The 18,937-nt window shown below is 61.6% G+C and carries 3 protein-coding genes; 1 reads left to right on the top strand and 2 read right to left on the bottom strand.

Features of this window, described 5'->3' with window-relative positions:
• The first annotated feature begins 3 nt into the window (after positions 1-3).
• Complete coding sequence (lapD, locus tag ACOYXH_RS26215; RefSeq protein ID WP_095051123.1) at positions 4-1,950, top strand: cyclic di-GMP receptor LapD; 1,947 nt, start codon at positions 4-6, stop codon at positions 1,948-1,950.
• A gap of 342 nt (positions 1,951-2,292) precedes the next feature.
• Here the strand turns inward: lapD and ACOYXH_RS26220 are convergent, their stop codons facing one another.
• Positions 2,293-2,631, bottom strand: a complete 339-nt coding sequence (locus ACOYXH_RS26220; RefSeq protein ID WP_007918987.1) for a hypothetical protein — start codon at positions 2,629-2,631, stop codon at positions 2,293-2,295.
• Positions 2,632-2,778: 147 nt separating this feature from the next.
• A complete protein-coding gene (locus ACOYXH_RS26225) occupies positions 2,779-18,717 on the bottom strand; it encodes a LapA family giant adhesin (RefSeq protein ID WP_460411509.1) in 15,939 nt (5,312 codons plus the stop codon).
• Positions 18,718-18,937: the final 220 nt, after the last annotated feature.

Genomic DNA, 18,937 nt, shown 5'->3' on the forward strand with positions numbered 1-18,937 from the left:
CAGATGTCTTTGTTCAAACAGCTGTTGATCGCTATCTGTCTGTTCCTGGTGGTCGCCTTCACCGGCAGCTTCATGGTCAGTCTGGAGAGCTCGCGCACCCAGTACGTCAACCAGTTGCGTTCCCACGCCCAGGACGCCGCGACGGCGCTGGCGTTGTCGCTGACGCCGAATATCGACGACCCGGCCATGGTCGAGTTGCTGGTCAGCTCGATTTTCGACAGCGGTTATTACGCGAGCATCCGCGTGGTCGATCTGAAGACTGACCAGACGATTGTTGAGCGCAACGGCATTCCGGCCGTCACCAATGTGCCGGACTGGTTCGTCAAGCTGATCGGGCTGGAGCCGGCCGGTGGCGACGCGCTGGTCAGCCGTGGCTGGGAGCAGGCGGCGCGGGTCGAGGTAGTCAGCCATCCGATGTTTGCTGTGGCCAAATTGTGGCAGAGCGCATTGGGTAGCCTTGGCTGGCTGCTGATCTGCGGGGCGATCAGTGCCGTGCTTGGCGCGCTGCTACTGCGTCGGCAATTGAAGCCACTGGATTACATGGTCAAGCAGTCCCACGCCATCGCCCGTCGCGAATTCCTCAGCCTGCCGGAATTGCCGCGCACACCTGAATTGCGCCGCGTGGTGCAGGCGATGAACCAGATGGTCGAGAAGCTCAAGGCGCTGTTCCAGGAGCAGGCCGAACGTAGCGAAAAACTGCGCGCCGAGTCCTATCAGGACAATCTCACCGGGCTGGCCAACCGACGTTATTTCGAGATGCAGCTGCACAACCGGGTGAGCAACCCGGAGCAGGCCAGTTCCGGTTATCTGCTGCTGTTGCGGGTCAAGGATCTGGCCGGGCTCAACCAGCGCTTGGGCGGTCAGCGCACCGATGAATTGTTGAAGGCTGTTGGCGAACAACTGTCCCGCGAATGCGCCAAATACCCGGAAACCCAGAACCTCGTCACCCGTATTCGTGGCGGTGAGTTTGCCGTGCTGGCGCCGGGGCTGGTTCGTGAGGAAGCGCTGCAACTGGCGCAGAACCTCGACAGCGCTTTGAGCAGTCTGCACGCCACCGGGGCGACCGACGTGGCTGCCGTGGCGTCGATCGGCCTGGCGCCGTTCACCCACGGTGATTCACCGCAACAAGTACTGACGCTCGGCGATCAGGCGCTGGCGCAAGCTGAAGGTCAGGGCGAGCAGAATTGGGCGTGCATCGATCAGAGCCTGACGGCGGATGTCGGCGACGATCACCATGCCTGGCATCGCTTGCTCGATCAGGCCTTGAGTCAGCAGCGTTTCGAGCTGTATTTCCAGCCAGTGGTTGCCGCTGCAGACACGCAGCTGGTGCTGCATTACAAAGTGCTCTCGCGCCTGCTCGATGATCAGGGCAAGACCATCCCGGCCGGGCGCTTCCTGCCGTGGCTGGAACGCTTCGGCTGGACTGCACGGCTTGACCGCTTGATGCTCGAACGCGTGCTGGAGCAGATGAAAGGGCACGAAGATTCGCTGGCGCTGAACTTGTCCTCGGCGACCCTGGCTGATCCGCAGGCACTGAACAAAGTCTTCGAGATTCTGCGCGCGCATTCCAACCTGGGCGAGCGCTTGACCCTGGAAATTGGCGAGGAGCAATTGCCCGAACAAGCGGTGCTGGAGCAGTTGACCCGGCGCCTGCGCGAACTCGGTTTCTCTCTGAGCCTGCAACGCTTTGGTGGTCGCTTCAGCATGATCGGCAACCTGGCGCGGCTGGGGCTGGCGTACTTGAAGATCGATGGCAGTTACATTCGTGCGATTGATCAGGAGAGTGACAAGCGTCTGTTTATCGAGGCGATCCAGCGTGCGGCGCACAGCATTGATCTGCCGCTGATTGCCGAGCGGGTCGAGACGGAAGGGGAGTTGTCGGTGATTCGCGAGATGGGCTTGTATGGGGTTCAGGGGCAGTTGTTTGGTGAGCCTCGGCCTTGGCGGTGAGATTGCAAAAGCCATCCTCACCCTAGCCCTCTCCCAGAGGGAGAGGGGACTGATCGTGGGATATTGATGTAATACGCCGACGTGAACGATTTGCGCTGAATCCATAATCGACTCGATTTCTCAGGTCGATGTATAGCGCCAGACTCCTCGGTCGACCCCTCTCGGTCAGGGAGAGGGGACTGATTGGGGGATATTCGGGAAATACGCCGACGTGAGCGATTTGCGCTGAATCCATAATCGACCCGGTTTTTCAGGTCGATGTATGACGCCAGACACCTCGGTCGGCCCCCTCTCCCTCGGGGAGAGGGCTGGGGTGAGGGTAGGCTTTTGATACCGGGTGGATCAGATCAACCCGCCCTCATCCTCATCGATCAACTGGCTCAACCCGCCCAACGCCTCACGCGCCTGGGTCCGGTCCATCAACTTGGCCTGAGCCGCCGGCGGCAGGTCGGTGACGCGGATCACGCCCTTCTGGGTCAGCACCTGAATCAGGTCGTCGAGTACCCGAATCATTTCGAAGTCGCTCTGCTTGAGCTGTTTCAGGCTGGTTTCCACCACTTCATTGGCGAACCAGGCCTGGATTTCATGGCTGTCGGCCGGCAGCGTTTCCGTGGCCTCGGCGTAGGCCGCGGCTTCCACGCGAATCAACAGACCTTGCGCATCGCGTTGCACGTAAAACATTGAGCATCCCTCAGAAATGAACCAGCGTCATGCTGTCAGCAGCATAGCCAACTGTGCGCGAGTATGCGGTGCGGCGACGCGATCGTCACCGGTCCGGTCAGCACAAACGTGACGGCCGCCCCATCGGGGCGGCCGTTTTGTTCACTATCAGCTGTTGTTGTGGTCGACCTTGATGGTCGGGTCGCTGCCGGCAATCAGGTTGTGAATGTTGGCGCTCGACCAGTTGTTGCCTTCCAGTTTGATCGTCACGTCCGGGGTTGCCGCCGCAGCGTCGCCGGAGTTGAACTTGCCCGCCGAGCTGACTTGCAGCGACGACGTGCCGTCGACCGTGGTGATCTTCAGGAAGTTGTCGATGGTGCTGCCGGTCTCGCCCTGCAGCAGATCACGCAGATCGATGCGGTCACCTTCGCTGGCCTTGAAGTCCTTGATCACGTCGTTGCCGGTGTCGCCCGCCTTCCAGACGAAGGTGTCGGCACCCGAACCACCGATGAGGATGTCATTACCCTGACCGCCGATCAGCGTGTCGTTGCCGGTGCCGCCGAGCAGGATGTCATTACCTTTGCCGCCATCGAGCAAATCGTTGCCGCCCGAGCCGAACAGGATGTCATTGCCCGCGCCGCCCAGCAGGGTGTCGTTACCATCGTGCGCGCCGGAGACATCGAACGCCTGATAGTGCTCGGTGATGTACTGGTGCACGTTGCTGGTGGTGACTTTGCTGACATCGACCCCGGTTTCTTTGGCAACGAACGCCTGCATCGCCTGATAACCCTCGCCGGCAATGCCGTTGAAGCTGACCAGATCGCCGAACAGGATGTCATTGCCGTCGCCACCGCTGACGGTGTCGTTGCCTGGCAGCGTCGCTTCGGTGTGGCCGATGATCGAGTTGGCCAGATCCTTCGGATCAATGTTGGTCTGCGGCGTTTTATCCGTATCGTACGGCTTCAGATCGTTGAGGCTGACATCGTTGTTCAGTCCGATAGCCTCGACGTTCGACAGACCGTTGAGCAAGGCAAAACCACTGGTCGAGTTGCTGGTCGTTGACGAGTTGGTGCTGTTACCGGTACCCGCCAGACTCGACAACTCATAAGTGCCGTCGCCCTGCGCGTGGATGGTGCCCAGATTAGAGCTGCTCCAGCCCCACCACGAAGTGTAGGTTTGCAGGGTCACGGTGCCGGCGCTGTTGATCGTCAACGCGTGGGTATTGTCGATGTAAGTGCTGAAGGTGTCGCCCGGCTTGTAGTTGCTGGTTTTCACCACATCGTCGAGCTTCACGTTGCCGTACAGCGTCGGGTTGGTCTGCTCGCCGCTCTGGTAATAGGTCGGCTGGCCGTCGGTGATGAAGTACGTAAGGTTCTTCGCGCCGGTGTTGGCCACAGCGTCAGCGCTCTGGAACCAGTTGGCCGTGGTCTTGAACACGTCCTCGTAGTTGGTGCCGCCGCCGGAGGCCATCGAGTCCAGTACCGCTTTGAGTTGCGTCAGCGCGTTCGGGTCGTTGAGGTTCACCGACACCGACTTGTTGACCTGGGTATCGAAGTCGACGAGGAAAATGTTCACCGTGCCCGAATTGCTGCCGCCCAGGCTCTGCTTGAGACTGTTGAACACCGACGTCAGCGAGTCTTTGGCGGCGTTGAGCGACGAACTGCTCATGCTGCCGGAGCTGTCGACCATGAACGCGATGTTGTAGTTGGTGCCCGGGACCACGGTCAGGCCGCCGATGTCGGCGACGATTATGTCGTTGCCATCGGTGCCGGTGACGGTGTCGTCGCCCGACGTCGCAACCACGGCGTTGTAGACCGCCGGCACCACGCTGACCGGAATGGTCGCGGTGCTGCTGGCCGAGCCGCCGACCATCTCGGTGGAGGTCGAGGTCACGGTCAGGTTGAATTGGCCGTTGTAGTACGGCGGTGGCGTTACGGTCAGGCTGCCAAGGTTCCAGCCAGTGACGTTGGCGTCGCCGCTGCTGGCAGTGACGGTGAAGGTGTGACCCGCGCCATCGCTGAGCACCGAGCCGACCGGTGCGCCGCTGATCTTCACGCTCAGGGTTTCCGAGCCGTCGGTGTCAGTCAGTGCGGTGGTGATTGCCGAGAGTTTCACCGTGGTGCCTTCGGCGCCGGTATTGAGTTTGTAGCCGTCGTAATAGCCTTCGCCGTTGCTGCCGTGCAGATCGGAGACGGTCACGCCCGAATTGATCAGATCCTGCACGCCGGTGTAGATCGGCACGCCGGCGCTGCTCAGGTCGATCGGCGTGCTGCCATTGACCGACAGGTTGACGTCGTAGCTGCCCGGGCCGCTCTGGTTGTGGTGGTAGATGTCCAGGGTGTAGTAGCCGCTGGTGGTAGGGGTGAACGAGCCATTGATGGCGCCGCCCGCGCCCCAGGTACCCGAAGCCACACTCTTGCCGCCGATCGTGATCAACAAACTGTCATCGGCAATACCGCTGAAGGTGTAGGTTTTGCCGGCTTCCAGATAAATCAGGCCTGACGTCTTCGATGCCGTGCCCGCCGCAACGCTACCGTCGGACTGCACATTGGTCACCGAGCCGCTGGAGTTCGGTTTGCCGGCGCCGTCGATGACGTTTTTCAACGTGGTCGAATCCGCGCCATTGCCGTTGGTGCCCAGACCCGCCAGGCCGGTCCAGACTTCCTTGATCAGCCCGGTGGACTTCACGCTGTTGTCGGCCACGCTCACGGTCGGCGCGTCCGCCACTGGCGTGATGTCGATCTTCACGGTGCCGGTGTTGCCCAGCAGTTGGCCGTCGGTTGGCTGGAATTTGATCTGTGCGTAGTCCGCCTGGTTGTTGCCCAGACCGCTGCCGCCGTAACCGTTGACCCCCGACTCGTTGGCATCCGGCAGGAAGCGCAGCTTGCCCGCGTCGATGTCAGCCTTGCTGAAGGTCTGGTTGTTGGCGACGTCTTTCCAGGTCGAACCGTCCAGATACTGCAGTTTGCCTTCGCCCGGCAGCTGAGTGATTTTGATGCCGAGGCTGCTGGCCGGGCTGTCGACGTCGGTCACGCCGAAGGTCGACCAGCCGAGCACCAGCGGAGTGTCTTCGGTGCCAGTGACGTTGCTTGGCGCTGCCACCGGAGCGTCGTTGACCGCCACCACGTTGACCGTGGTGGTCGCGGTGTTGGAGTAATTGCCGCCGTCGGTCACGGTCACCGTGATGATGCGCGGCACGGTGCTCGGGTTTTCGCTGCCGTTGGTGAAGCTGATGTTCTTGATGGCCTGCATGTAGTCGGCCAGCGTCGCGTTACCGGACAGCGTCAGCGTGACGGTGCCGTTGGTGCTGTTGGCATTGATGGTGATGCCGTTGACGCTGTTGCCCAGGTTCAGCGCATCGCCGTCCTGACGGTTGGTCAGGACCACAGTGGCACCGGTGAGCATGGTGCTGTCCGGGTCAGTGATGCTGATGTCAGTGTCGGCAATCGACACACCCGCGCCCGGGGTGTTTTCGGTGAAGGTCACCTTGTAGTCGGCACCGGTGGCGCCGCTGGAGTTGTTGGCATCCAGGTCGAGCACCGGCGGCGCATCGTTGTCGATGATCGAGGTACTGACGCTGCCGTTGGTGCTGCTGACCGCGAGGTTTTCGAAGTTGCCGCCGGTGGCGGAATCGATCTTGACCACGAAGTTTTCGGTGCCTTCGGTGATCTTGTCATCGATGGTCGCGACATTGAACTGCGCGCTGCTCGCACCGGCCGGGATCTTCACGGTGTACACGCCGGTGAAGTCCGAACCGTCGGCGGCGGTGCCGCTGTAGACGATTTTCAGGGTCACTTCGGTTTGCGCCGGGTGGTTCAGGCTGACCGTGTAGCTGGCGGTCTGGCCTTCGGTCACCGAGCTGCTGCCAGTGATGCTGACGGTGGTGGTGTCGACCGTGTCGGTGACGTTGGTCACGGCTGGCGTGTTGCTGGTCACCAGATTTTCGAAGCTGCCGCCGCTGGTGCCGGTGATGGTCGCCTGCACGGTGCCGGCGTCTTTGTAGACGTCGTCAGTTGGTGCTGGAACGGTCACGGTGCCGCTGGTTTTACCCGCGTCGATGGTGATCACCGAGCCGTTGCTCAGGGTCACGGTGACTGGCGAGCCAGCGGCGTTGGTCAGCGTAGCGGTGTAAGTGATCTGACCACCTTCGGCCACGGTGCCGGTCGCGGACAGCGATAGGTTGGTGGTGTCGACGGTATCGGTGACGGTGGTCGAAACCGGCGTTTTGTCGGCCACGAGGTTCTCGTAGTTGCCGCCAGTCACATTGGTGATCGAGTTGGTCAGCGGTGCATGGCCGGTCAATGCGTCGTTAGGCGCAGTGGTGGTCGCGGTGCCCGTGGTCTGGCCGACGCCGATGGTGATGGTCTGACCGTTCGACAGGCTTACCACGACTGGCGAGCCCGTCACTGGCGCGCCGACAGTTGCGGTGTAGACGACGTTACCGCCTTCAGCGGCAGTGGCGGTCGCGGTCAGTTTCACCGTGGTGGTGTCGATGGTATCGGTAACGCTGGTGATTGCCGGCGTGGTGCTTGGCACGAGGTTTTCGAAGTTGCCACCGGTGGCGGTGCTGATCGTTGCCTGGACGGTGCCGGCGTCTTTATAGACGTCGTCAGCCGGTGCCGGAACAGTCACGGTGCCGGTGGTTTTGCCGGCCTCGATAGTGATCACGGCGCCGTTCGACAGGGTCACGGTCACAGGCGAACCTGCGGCGTTGGTCAGCGTGGCGGTGTAAACAATCGAACCGCCCTCAGCCACAGAGCCGGTCGCACTGAGCGACAGGTTGGTGGTGTCGACGGTATCCGTGACGGTGGTCGATACCGGGGTCTTGTCGGCCACCAGATTCTCGTAGTTGCCGCCGGTCACGTTGGTGATCGAGTTGGTCAGTGGTGCGTGGCCAGTCAGTGCGTCGTTTGGCGCGGTAGTGGTCGCGGTGCCAGTGGTCTGGCCGACGCCGATGGTAATGGTCTGACCGTTGGCCAGCGTTACAACCACAGGCGAACCGGTCACCGGAGCACCGACGGTCGCGGTGTAGACGACGTTGCCGCCTTCCGTCGCTGTGCCGGTAGCTGTCAGTTTCACAGTGGTGGTGTCGATGGTATCGGTAACGCTAGTGATGGCCGGTGTTGTGCTCGGCACCAGGTTTTCGAAGCTGCCACCGGTGGCGGTGCTGATGGTTGCTTGTACGGTGCCGGCATCTTTGTAGACGTCGTCAGCAGGAGCTGGAACGGTCACGGTGCCGGTGGTTTTGCCGGCGTCGATGGTGATCACGGCGCCGTTCGACAGCGTCACGGTCACTGGCGAACCAGCCGCGTTGGTCAGCGTTGCGGTGTAAACAATCGAACCGCCTTCAGCGACCGAATTGGTAGCGCTGAGCGACAGGTTGGTGGTGTCGACAGTGTCGGTCACCGTAGTGCTGACCGGCGTCTTATCCGCCACGAGGTTTTCGTAGTTACCGCCGCTGACGTCGGTGATCGCGTTGGTTAGCGGTGCGTGACCGGTCAATACGTCGTTTGGTGCGGTAGTGGTTGCGGTGCCAGTGGTCTGGCCGACTCCAATGGTGATGGTCTGACCGTTCGACAGGGTTACCACGACTGGCGAACCGGTTACTGGTGCACCGACGGTTGCGGTGTAGACGACATTGCCGCCCTCTGCCGCAGTAGCCGTTGCCGTCAGTTTCACAGTGGTGGTGTCGATGGTATCGGTAACGCTGGTGATAGCCGGAGTCGTGCTTGGCACCAGGTTTTCGAAGTTGCCACCGGTAGCGGTGGAGATTGTCGCCTCAACCTTGCCGGCGTCTTTGTAGACGTCGTCAGCAGGAGCTGGAACGGTCACGGTGCCGGTGGTTTTGCCAGCGTCGATTGTGATCACGGCGCCGTTGCTCAGCGTCACGGTCACTGGCGAACCAGCCGCGTTGGTCAGCGTTGCGGTGTAAACAATCGAACCGCCTTCAGCGACCGAATTGGTAGCGCTGAGCGACAGGTTGGTGGTGTCGACAGTGTCGGTCACCGTAGTGCTGACCGGCGTCTTATCCGCCACGAGGTTTTCGTAGTTACCGCCGCTGACGTCGGTGATCGCGTTGGTTAGCGGTGCGTGACCGGTCAATACGTCGTTTGGTGCGGTAGTGGTTGCGGTGCCAGTGGTCTGGCCTACGCCGATGGTGATGGTCTGACCGTTCGACAGGGTAACGACCACCGGCGAGCCGGTGACTGGTGCACCGACGGTTGCGGTGTAGACGACATTGCCGCCCTCTGCCGCAGTAGCCGTTGCCGTCAGTTTCACAGTGGTGGTGTCGATGGTATCGGTAACGCTGGTGATAGCCGGAGTCGTGCTTGGCACCAGGTTTTCGAAGTTGCCACCGGTAGCGGTGGAGATTGTCGCCTCAACCTTGCCGGCATCTTTGTAGACGTCGTCAGCAGGAGCTGGAACGGTCACGGTGCCGGTGGTTTTGCCGGCGTCGATGGTGATCACGGCGCCGTTGCTCAGCGTCACGGTCACTGGCGAACCAGCCGCATTGGTCAGGGTCGCGGTGTAAACAATCGAACCGCCTTCAGCGACCGAATTGGTAGCGCTGAGCGACAGATTGGTCGTGTCGACAGTGTCGGTCACCGTAGTGCTGACCGGCGTCTTATCCGCCACGAGGTTTTCGTAGTTGCCGCCGGTTACGCCAGTAATCGAGTTGGTCAGCGGTGCGTGGCCGGTCAGCGCATCGTTCGGTGCGGTGAAGGTTACGGTGCCGGTGGTTTTGCCGACTTCGATGGTGATGTTCTGGCCGTTTGCCAGGGTCACGACAACCGGCGAGCCGGTCACCGGCGCGCCGACAGTGGCGGTGTAAGTGACGGTGCCGCCTTCAGCTACCGACGTATCAGCCGTGAGTTTGACGGTTGAGGTGTCGATGGTATCGGTGACTTCGGTCACAGCCGGAACAGTGCTCGGCACCAGATTTTCGAAATTGCCGCCCGTTGCAGTCGAGATCGTCGCTTCAACCTTGCCGGCGTCTTTGTAGACATCATCGGCTGGCGCTGGAACGGACACGGTGCCAGTGGTTTTGCCGGCGTCGATGGTAATCACCGCGCCGTTCGACAGGGTTACGGTAACTGGCGAACCCGCTGGGTTGGTCAAGGTTGCGGTGTAAACAATCGAACCGCCCTCGGCCACGGTGCCGGTCGCGCTGAGCGACAGGTTGGTGGTGTCGACGGTGTCAGTGACCGTGGTCGAAACCGGGGTCTTGTCGGCCACCAGATTCTCGTAATTGCCACCGCTGACCTCAGCGATCGCATTGGTGATCGGCGCGTGGCCGGTCAATGCGTCGTTCGGCGCGGTGGTGGTGGCGGTGCCTGTGGTCTGGCCTACGCCGATGGTAATGGTCTGACCGTTGGCCAGGGTCACGACCACCGGCGAACCGGTCACCGGCGCGCCGACAGTGGCGGTGTAGACGACATTACCGCCTTCAGCCGCCGACTCGGTGGCGGTCAGTTTGACGGTGGTGGTGTCGATGGTGTCGGTGACTTCGGTCACAGCCGGAACAGTGCTCGGCACCAGATTTTCGAAATTGCCGCCCGTTGCAGTCGAGATCGTCGCTTCAACCTTGCCGGCGTCTTTGTAGACATCATCGGCTGGCGCTGGAACGGTCACGGTGCCAGTGGTTTTACCAGCCTCGATAGTGATCACGGCGCCGTTGGACAGGGTCACGGTGACTGGTGAGCCTGCGGCGTTGGTCAAGGTTGCGGTGTAAACGATCGAACCGCCTTCGGTGACGGAACCGGTCGCGCTGAGCGACAGGTTGGTGGTGTCGACGGTGTCAGTGACCGTGGTCGAAACCGGGGTCTTGTCGGCCACCAGATTCTCGTAATTGCCGCCGCTTACCTCAGTGATCGCATTGGTGATCGGCGCGTGGCCGGTCAATGCATCGTTCGGCGCGGTGGTGGTCGCGGTGCCGGTGGTCTGGCCGACGCCGATGGTGATGGTCTGACCGTTGGCCAGGGTCACAACCACAGGCGAACCGGTCACCGGCGCGCCGACAGTGGCGGTGTAGACGACATTACCGCCTTCAGCCGCCGACTCGGTGGCGGTCAGTTTGACGGTGGTGGTGTCGATGGTGTCGGTGACTTCGGTCACAGCCGGAACATTGCTCGGCACCAGATTTTCGAAGTTGCCACCGGTGGCAGTCGAAATCGTCGCTTCAACTTTGCCCGCGTCTTTGTATACGTCGTCAGCCGGTGCTGGAACGGTCACGGTGCCAGTGGTTTTACCAGCCTCGATAGTGATCACGGCGCCGTTGGACAGGGTCACGGTGACTGGTGAGCCTGCGGCGTTGGTCAAGGTTGCGGTGTAAACAATCGAACCGCCCTCGGCCACGGTGCCGGTCGCGCTGAGCGACAGGTTGGTGGTGTCGACGGTGTCAGTGACCGTGGTCGAAACCGGGGTCTTGTCGGCCACCAGATTCTCGTAATTGCCACCGCTGACCTCAGCGATCGCATTGGTGATCGGCGCGTGGCCGGTCAATGCGTCGTTCGGCGCGGTGGTGGTGGCGGTGCCTGTGGTCTGGCCGACGCCGATGGTAATGGTCTGACCGTTGGCCAGGGTCACGACCACCGGCGAACCGGTGACTGGCGCGCCGACGGTAGCAGTGTAGGTAACGGTACCGCCCTCAGCCGCCGACTCGGTCGCGGTGAGTTTGACGGCGGTGGTATCGATGGTGTCGGTGACGTTGGTCACGGCCGGCACGGTGCTCGGAACGAGGTTCTCGAAGTTACCGCCTGTTGCATCCTTGATCGTCACTTCGACCTTGCCGGCGTCTTTGTAGACGTCATCGGCAGGCGCAGGAACGGTCACGGTGCCGGTGGTTTTGCCCGCTTCGATGGTGATCACCGAACCGTTCGACAGCGTCACGGTTACCGGGGTGCCGGCCGGGTTGGTCAGCGTCGCGGTGTAAACGATCGACCCGCCTTCAGCCACCGAATCGGTCGCGGTCAGATTCAGGTTGGTGGTGTCGGTGGTGTCCGAAACCGCGGTGTCGGCGGACTTGCCGTCGACTGCCAGTTTTTCGTAGTTGCCGCCAGTGGCGCCGTCGATGGTCACGCTCAGCGAGCTGCCGCCGGCCAATGGGCTGTTCGGCGCAACGAAGTTCACCGAGCCGGTGGTTTCACCGACGGCAATGGTGATGGTCTGGCCGTTGGACAGGGTCACGACAACCGGTGAACCCGTCACGGGTGCGGTCACGGTCGCGGTGTAGACCACGGTTTCGCCTTCGGCGACGTTCGCCGTGGCGGTCAGCGACACGGTGGAGGTGTCGATGGTGTCGTTGACGGTGGTGACCGCCGGGGCGGTATTGGTGACCAGGTTTTCGAAGTCGCCACCGGTCGCGCCTTTGATGGTCGCTTCAACGGTGCCGGCATCTTTGTAGACGTCATCTTTCGGCGCATCGACGGTGACGGTGCCGGTGGTTTTGCCGGCGTCGATGGTGATCACGGCACCGTTCGACAGAGTCACGGTGACCGGCGAGCCAGCGGCATTGGTCAGGGTCGCGGTGTAGGTGATCTGGCCGCCTTCATCCACAGAACCGGTGCCGCTCAGCGACAGGTTGGTGGTGTCGACAGTATCGGTGACGGTGGTGCTGACCGGAGTTTTATCGGCCACGAGGTTTTCGTAATTGCCGCCGGAAACGTCAGTGATCGCGTTGGTCAGCGGAGCGTGGCCAGTGAGCGCATCGTTTGGCACGGTAGTGGTCACGGTGCCGGTGGTTTTACCCACTTCGATGGTGATGTTCTGACCGTTGGCCAAGGTCACCACAACTGGCGAGCCAGTGACTGGCGCACCGACCGTGGCGGTGTAGGTGACGGTGCCACCTTCAGCCGCCGACTCGGTGGCGGTCAGTTTGACCGTCGAAGTGTCGATGGTGTCAGAGACGTCGGTAACGGCTGGGTTGGTGCTCGGAACGAGGTTCTCGAAGTTGCCGCCAGTGGCGTCCTTGATCGTGACTTCAACTTTGCCGGCGTCTTTATAGACGTCATCGGCGGGCGCAGCGACGGTGACGGTGCCAGTGGTTTTACCCGCCTCAATGGTGATCACGGCGCCGTTGGACAGGGTCACGGTGACTGGCGTGCCGGCCGGATTGGTCAGTGTTGCGGTGTAAACGATCGAACCGCCTTCGGCCACGGTGTCGGTCGCAGTCAGCGACAGGTTGGTGGTGTCGACAGTGTCAGTAACAGTGGTCGAAACCGGAGTCTTGTCGGCAACCAGATTCTCGTAGTTACCGCCGCTTACGTCAGTGATCGCATTGGTCAGCGGGGTGTGGCCGTTCAACGCATCGTTCGGCGCAGTGGTGGTCACGGTGCCGATGGTTTTGCCGATTTCGATGGTGATGTTCTGGCCGTTGGCCAAGGTCACGACGACCGGCGAACCGGTGACTGGAGAGCCTACGGTGGCGGTGTAAGTAACGGTGCCACCTTCAGCCGCTGACTCGGTGGCGGTCAGTTTGACGGTGGTAGTGTCGACGGTATCAGTGACTTCGGTCACGGCCGGGACAGTGCTTGGTACCAGATTCTCGAAGTCGCCGCCGGTGGCGTCCTTGATGGTGACTTCGACTTTGCCGGCGTCTTTATAGACGTCATCGGCTGGCGCAGCGACAGTCACGGTGCCGGTGGTTTTACCGGCCTCGATGGTAATGACCGAGCCGTTCGACAGGTTCACAGTCACTGGCGAGCCAGCCGGGTTGGTCAGCGTCGCGGTGTAGATGATCGAACCGCCCTCGGCGACCGAGTTGGTGGCGCTGAGCGACAGGTCAGTGGTGTCGACGGTGTCAGTGACCGAAGTCGAAACCGGGGTCTTGTCGGCCACCAGGTTTTCGTAGTTACCGCCGCTTACACCCGTAATCGAATTACCCAGCGACGCTTGACCGGTCAACGCATCGTTCGGCGCGGTGAAGGTCACAGTGCCGGTGGTCTTGCCGACTTCGATGGTAATGCTCTGACCATTGGCCAGGGTCACGACCACAGGCGAACCGGTCACCGGAGCGCCAACAGTGGCGATGTAGGTGACGGTGCCGCCTTCAGCGACCGTGGTGTCGGCCGTCAGCTTCACGGTCGAGGTGTCGATGGTGTCAGTGACTTCGGTCACGGCTGGCGTGGTGCTTGGCACCAGGTTCTCGAAGTTGCCACCGGTGGCGTCCTTGATGGTGACTTCGACCTTGCCGGCGTCTTTGTAGACATCATCGGCAGGCGCCGCAACGGTCACGGTGCCGGTAGTTTTGCCCGCTTCGATGGTGATCACCGAGCCGTTGCTCAGGGTCACAGTGACTGGCGTGCCGGCCGGATTGGTCAGGGTCGCGGTGTAAACAATTGAACCCCCTTCAGCCACGGTGCCCGTCGCGCTCAGCGTCAGGTCGGTGGTGTCAGTGGTGTCGGTGACGGTGGTGCTGACCGGGGTTTTGTCGGCCACGAGGTTTTCGTAATTGCCGCCGGAAACGTTGGTGATCGAGTTGGTCAGCGGAGCTTGGCCAGTCAGCGCATCGTTTGGCGCGGTGGTGGTCACGGTGCCGCTGGTTTTGCCGACCTCGATGGTGATGTTCTGGCCGTTGGCCAGAGTCACTACAACCGGAGAACCCGTCACTGGAGCACCGACAGTGGCGGTGTAGGTGACGGTGCCACCTTCAGCGGCAGTCTCGGTGGCGGTCAGTTTGACCGTAGAGGTATCAACGGTATCGGTCACGTCGGTGACGGCAGGAACGGTGCTTGGCACCAGGTTCTCGAAGTTGCCGCCGGTAGCATCCTTGATAGTGACTTCGACCTTGCCGGCGTCTTTGTAGACGTCATCAGCTGGCGCTGGAACGGTCACGGTGCCAGTGGTTTTGCCGGCCTCGATGGTGATCACCGAGCCGTTGCTCAGGGTCACAGTGACTGGCGTGCCAGCCGGGTTGGTCAGGGTCGCGGTGTAAACAATCGAACCGCCTTCAGCCACGGTGCCAGTCGCAGTGAGCGACAGGTTGGTGGTGTCGACAGTGTCAGTAACAGTGGTCGAAACCGGGGTCTTGTCGGCAACGAGGTTCTCGTAGTTACCACCGCTCACGTCAGTAATCACGTTGGTCAGGGGCGTGTGGCCAGTCAGCGCATCGTTAGGTGCGGTGGTGGTCACGGTGCCGGTGGTTTTGCCGACTTCAATGGTGATGTTCTGGCCGTTGGCGAGAGTCACGACCACCGGCGAACCGGTCACCGGTGCGCCAACAGTGGCGGTGTAAGTGACGGTGCCACCTTCAGCGGCAGTCTCGGTGGCGGTCAGTTTGACCGTCGAGGTGTCGATGGTATCGGTTACGTCAGTGACAGCCGGAACGGTGCTTGGCACCAGGTTCTCGAAGTTGCCGCCAGTCGCGTCCTTGATGGTGACTTCGACTTTGCCAGCGTCTTTATAGACGTCATCGGCGGGCGCCGGAACGGTCACGGTGCCAGTGGTTTTACCCGCCTCGATGGTGATCACCGAACCGTTCGACAGGGTTACGGTGACAGGCGAACCTGCGGCGTTGGTCAGGGTCGCGGTGTAGGTGATCTGGCCACCTTCAGCCACGGTGCCCGTCGCGCTCAGCGTCAGGTCGGTGGTGTCATTGGTGTCGGTGACGGTGGTGCTGACCGGGGTTTTGTCGGCAACGAGGTCTTCGTAATTGCCGCCGCTCACGCCCGTGATCGCATTGGTAATCGGCGCGTGGCCGGTCAACGCATCGTTCGGTGCAATGGTCGTCACGGTGCCGGTGGTTTTGCCGACTTCGATAGTGATGTTCTGACCATTGGCCAGAGTCACGACCACAGGCGAACCGGTCACTGGGGCGCCGACAGTGGCGGTGTAGGTGACGGTGCCACCTTCAGCGGCCGTCTCGGTGGCGGTCAGTTTCACCGTCGAGGTATCAACGGTATCGGTCACGTCGGTGACGGCAGGAACGGTGCTCGGCACCAGGTTCTCGAAGTTGCCGCCAGTCGCGTCCTTGATCGTGACTTCGACTTTGCCGGCGTCTTTGTAGACGTCATCGGCGGGCGCCGGAACGGTCACGGTGCCAGTGGTTTTACCAGCCTCGATGGTGATCACCGAACCGTTCGACAGGGTAACGGTGACAGGCGAGCCTGCGGCGTTGGTCAGGGTCGCGGTGTAGGTGATCTGGCCGCCTTCAGCCACGGTGCCCGTCGCGCTCAGCGTCAGGTCGGTGGTGTCAGTGGTGTCGGTGACGGTGGTGCTGACCGGGGTTTTGTCGGCAACGAGGTCTTCGTAATTGCCGCCGCTCACGCCCGTGATCGCATTGGTAATCGGCGCGTGGCCGGTCAACGCATCGTTCGGTGCAATGGTCGTCACGGTGCCGGTGGTTTTGCCGACTTCAATGGTGATGTTTTGACCATTGGCCAAGGTCACGACAACAGGCGAGCCGGTCACCGGCGCGCCGACAGTGGCGGTGTAAGTGACGGTACCGCCTTCAGCGACCGAGGTGTCAGCCGTCAGCTTTACGGTCGACGTGTCGATGGTATCAGTGACGTCGGTCACGGCTGGCGTGGTGCTCGGGACCAGGTTCTCGAAATTACCGCCAGACACATCCTTGATGGTGACTTCGACTTTGCCGGCGTCTTTGTAAACGTCATCAGATGGCGCTGGAACGGTCACGGTGCCAGTGGTTTTACCCGCTTCGATGGTGATCACCGAGCCATTCGACAGGGTCACGGTGACTGGCGTGCCGGCCGGATTGGTCAGCGTCGCGGTGTAAACGATCGAACCACCCTCGGCCACGGAACCGGTGGCGCTCAGCGACAGGTCGGTGGTGTCGGCGACATCGGTAACAGTGGTCGATACCGGGGTCTTGTCGGCAACCAGATCTTCGTAATTACCACCGGAAACACCGGTGATCGAGTTGGTCAGCGGCGCATTGCCGGTCAACGCATCGTTAGGGGCGTTGGTGGTCACGGTGCCGCTGGTTTTGCCGACTTCGATGGTGATGTTCTGACCGTTGGCCAGGGTCACGATCACTGGCGAGCCAGTCACCGGCGCACCGACGGTGGCGGTGTAAGTGACGGTGCCACCTTCAGCCACCGAGGTGTCAGCCGTCAGTTTCACGGTCGACGTGTCGATGGTGTCGGTCACTTCGGTCACGGCTGGAACGGTGCTAGGCACCAGATTCTCGAAGTTGCCGCCAGTTGCATCCTTGATGGTGACTTCGACTTTGCCTGAGTCTTTATAGACATCATCGGCCGGCGCCGGAACGGTCACGGTGCCAGTGGTTTTGCCAGCCTCGATGGTGATCACCGAGCCATTGCTCAGGGTCACGGTTACCGGTGTGCCGGCAGGGTTGGTCAGGGTCGCGGTGTAAACAATCGAACCACCTTCGGCCACGGTCCCGGTTGCCGTCAGCGACAGGTTGGTGTCGTCGATCGAGTCGGTAATGGTGGTGGTCGCTGGCGTCGTGTTCGGCACCAGATTTTCGAAATTGCCACCGGTAGCACCGGTGATGGTGGTGCTGACGGTGCTGCCATTGTTGTAAACGTCGTTGGCCGCAGTCGGCACGTTGACGGTGCCAGTGGTCTGGCCGGCGTCAATGGTGATGGTCGAGCCGTTCGACAGGGTGATCGTCACCGGAGTCTGCGCAGCATTGGTCAGCGTCGCGGTGTAAGTGATCTGGCCGCCTTCGACGACCGTACCGGTGGCGGTAAGGCTCACGCTGGTGGTGTCGATCGAGTCGGTAATGGTGGTGGTCGCAGGCGTGGTGTTCGGCACCAGGCTTTCGAAGTTGCCGCCGGTAGCGCCAGTAATGGTGGTGCTGACGGTGCCGCCATTGTTGTAGACGTCATTGGCCGCAGTCGGCACGTTGACGGTGCCGGTGGTCTGCCCAGCCTCAATGGTGATGGTCGAACCGTTCGACAGGGTGACAGTCACCGGGGTTTGCGCCGGGTTGGTCAGGGTCGCGGTGTAAGTGATCTGGCCACCCTCGACCACAGTGCCGGTGGCGGTCAGGGTCAGGTTGGTGGTGTCGATCGAATCGGTGATGGTGGTCACCGCTGGCGTCGGGTTCGGCACCAGGTTTTCGAAGTTACCGCCGCTGGCACCGGTAATCGTCGTGGTGACGGTGCTGCCATTGTTATAGACGTCGTTGGCCGGGGTCGGCACGTTGACCGTGCCGGTGGTCTGGCCGGCGCCGATGGTGATGGTCGAGCCGTTCGACAGGGTGACGGTCACCGGGGTTTGCGCCGGGTTGGTCAGGGTCGCGGTGTAAGTGATCTGCCCGCCTTCGGTGACACTCGGCCCAGCCGTCAGGGTGACGATGGTGGTGTCGATGGTGTCAGTGACCTGGGTTGTGGCCGGAGTGGTCGGCGGGGTCACGGTGATGCCATTGCCGCCGGTGGTGCCGGTGACGGTCACGTCGATCTGGGTCGGGTCGTTGTAAACGGTGTCGTTCGGCGCCAGCGGCACATTGACGGTGCCAGTGGTTGCGCCTGCCGGAATCACAATCACCGCGCCGTTGGACAGGGTGATGGTCAGGTCGGTCAGCGGCGCCTGGGTCAGGGTCGCGGTGTACACCAGCACGCCGCCGGCTTCGGTGATGGACGGCGTGGCGCTGAGGCTCAGGGTCGAATCACGCAAGGCGTTGGTGGTGGTGTCGGTGGTCTGGCCGCCGGTGATGTTTTGCGCGGCTTGTCCGCCAGCGTTGATGCCTGCAGTCGGGAAACCAATGGTCGGGTCAACGCGGCCAGCGGTGGCGTCGAGCATGACGAAGCTGTGACCACCACCGGCGGCACCGCCCGTGCCTGCGGCACTCGGGCCGGCAGCAGTGGCGTCCAGCGCGGTGGTCGGGTCGACACCGGCGGCGATGGCTTGCTGCAGTTCGGCTACCGACGGCGCTGCCTGCGCAGTGGCCTCGGCCAGGTCAGTGCTGGAGTCAGGCGCGTTGGCGCTCCACTGGGTTTCTCGGCCCAGATCGAGGGTGCGGCCATCAGCCAACTCAAGCGATACGGCGCCGGATAGGCCGGTGTCGATCTGGTCACCCACGAACAGGCGATCGCCTTCAACGAGTACGCGACGTACACCCTCAGGGGAGACTACAAATACCTGACCGACAATGCTTTTGACGATGGCAACAACACTGCTCATTGAAGACTCTCCGGGGGTGTCACGTTCAGTTGACTTCTATAGACCTGATGGCTTTTGGCGCCGACTCAGTCTGGACGTACTTTTAAAATTTGCGAATCAAGTTTGACGCATCTAATCGTCAATAATTTGGCTATATTCTTTCGCTATTAACTTTATGCCAAACTATTGACCTTCTGGGTGCCATCCTAAACAATCGCCCCACTAATGTCACATTGATATT

It is taken from the genome of Pseudomonas sp. Mb7, assembly GCF_054790525.1.

Excerpts from the sequence above, each read along its gene's own strand:
- lapD (WP_095051123.1), top strand. The coding sequence starts at position 4 with ATGTCTTTGTTCAAACAGCTGTTGATCGCTATCTGTCTGTTCCTGGTG.
- ACOYXH_RS26220 (WP_007918987.1), bottom strand. The coding sequence starts at position 2,631 with ATGTTTTACGTGCAACGCGATGCGCAAGGTCTGTTGATTCGCGTGGAA.
- ACOYXH_RS26225 (WP_460411509.1), bottom strand. The coding sequence starts at position 18,717 with ATGAGCAGTGTTGTTGCCATCGTCAAAAGCATTGTCGGTCAGGTATTT.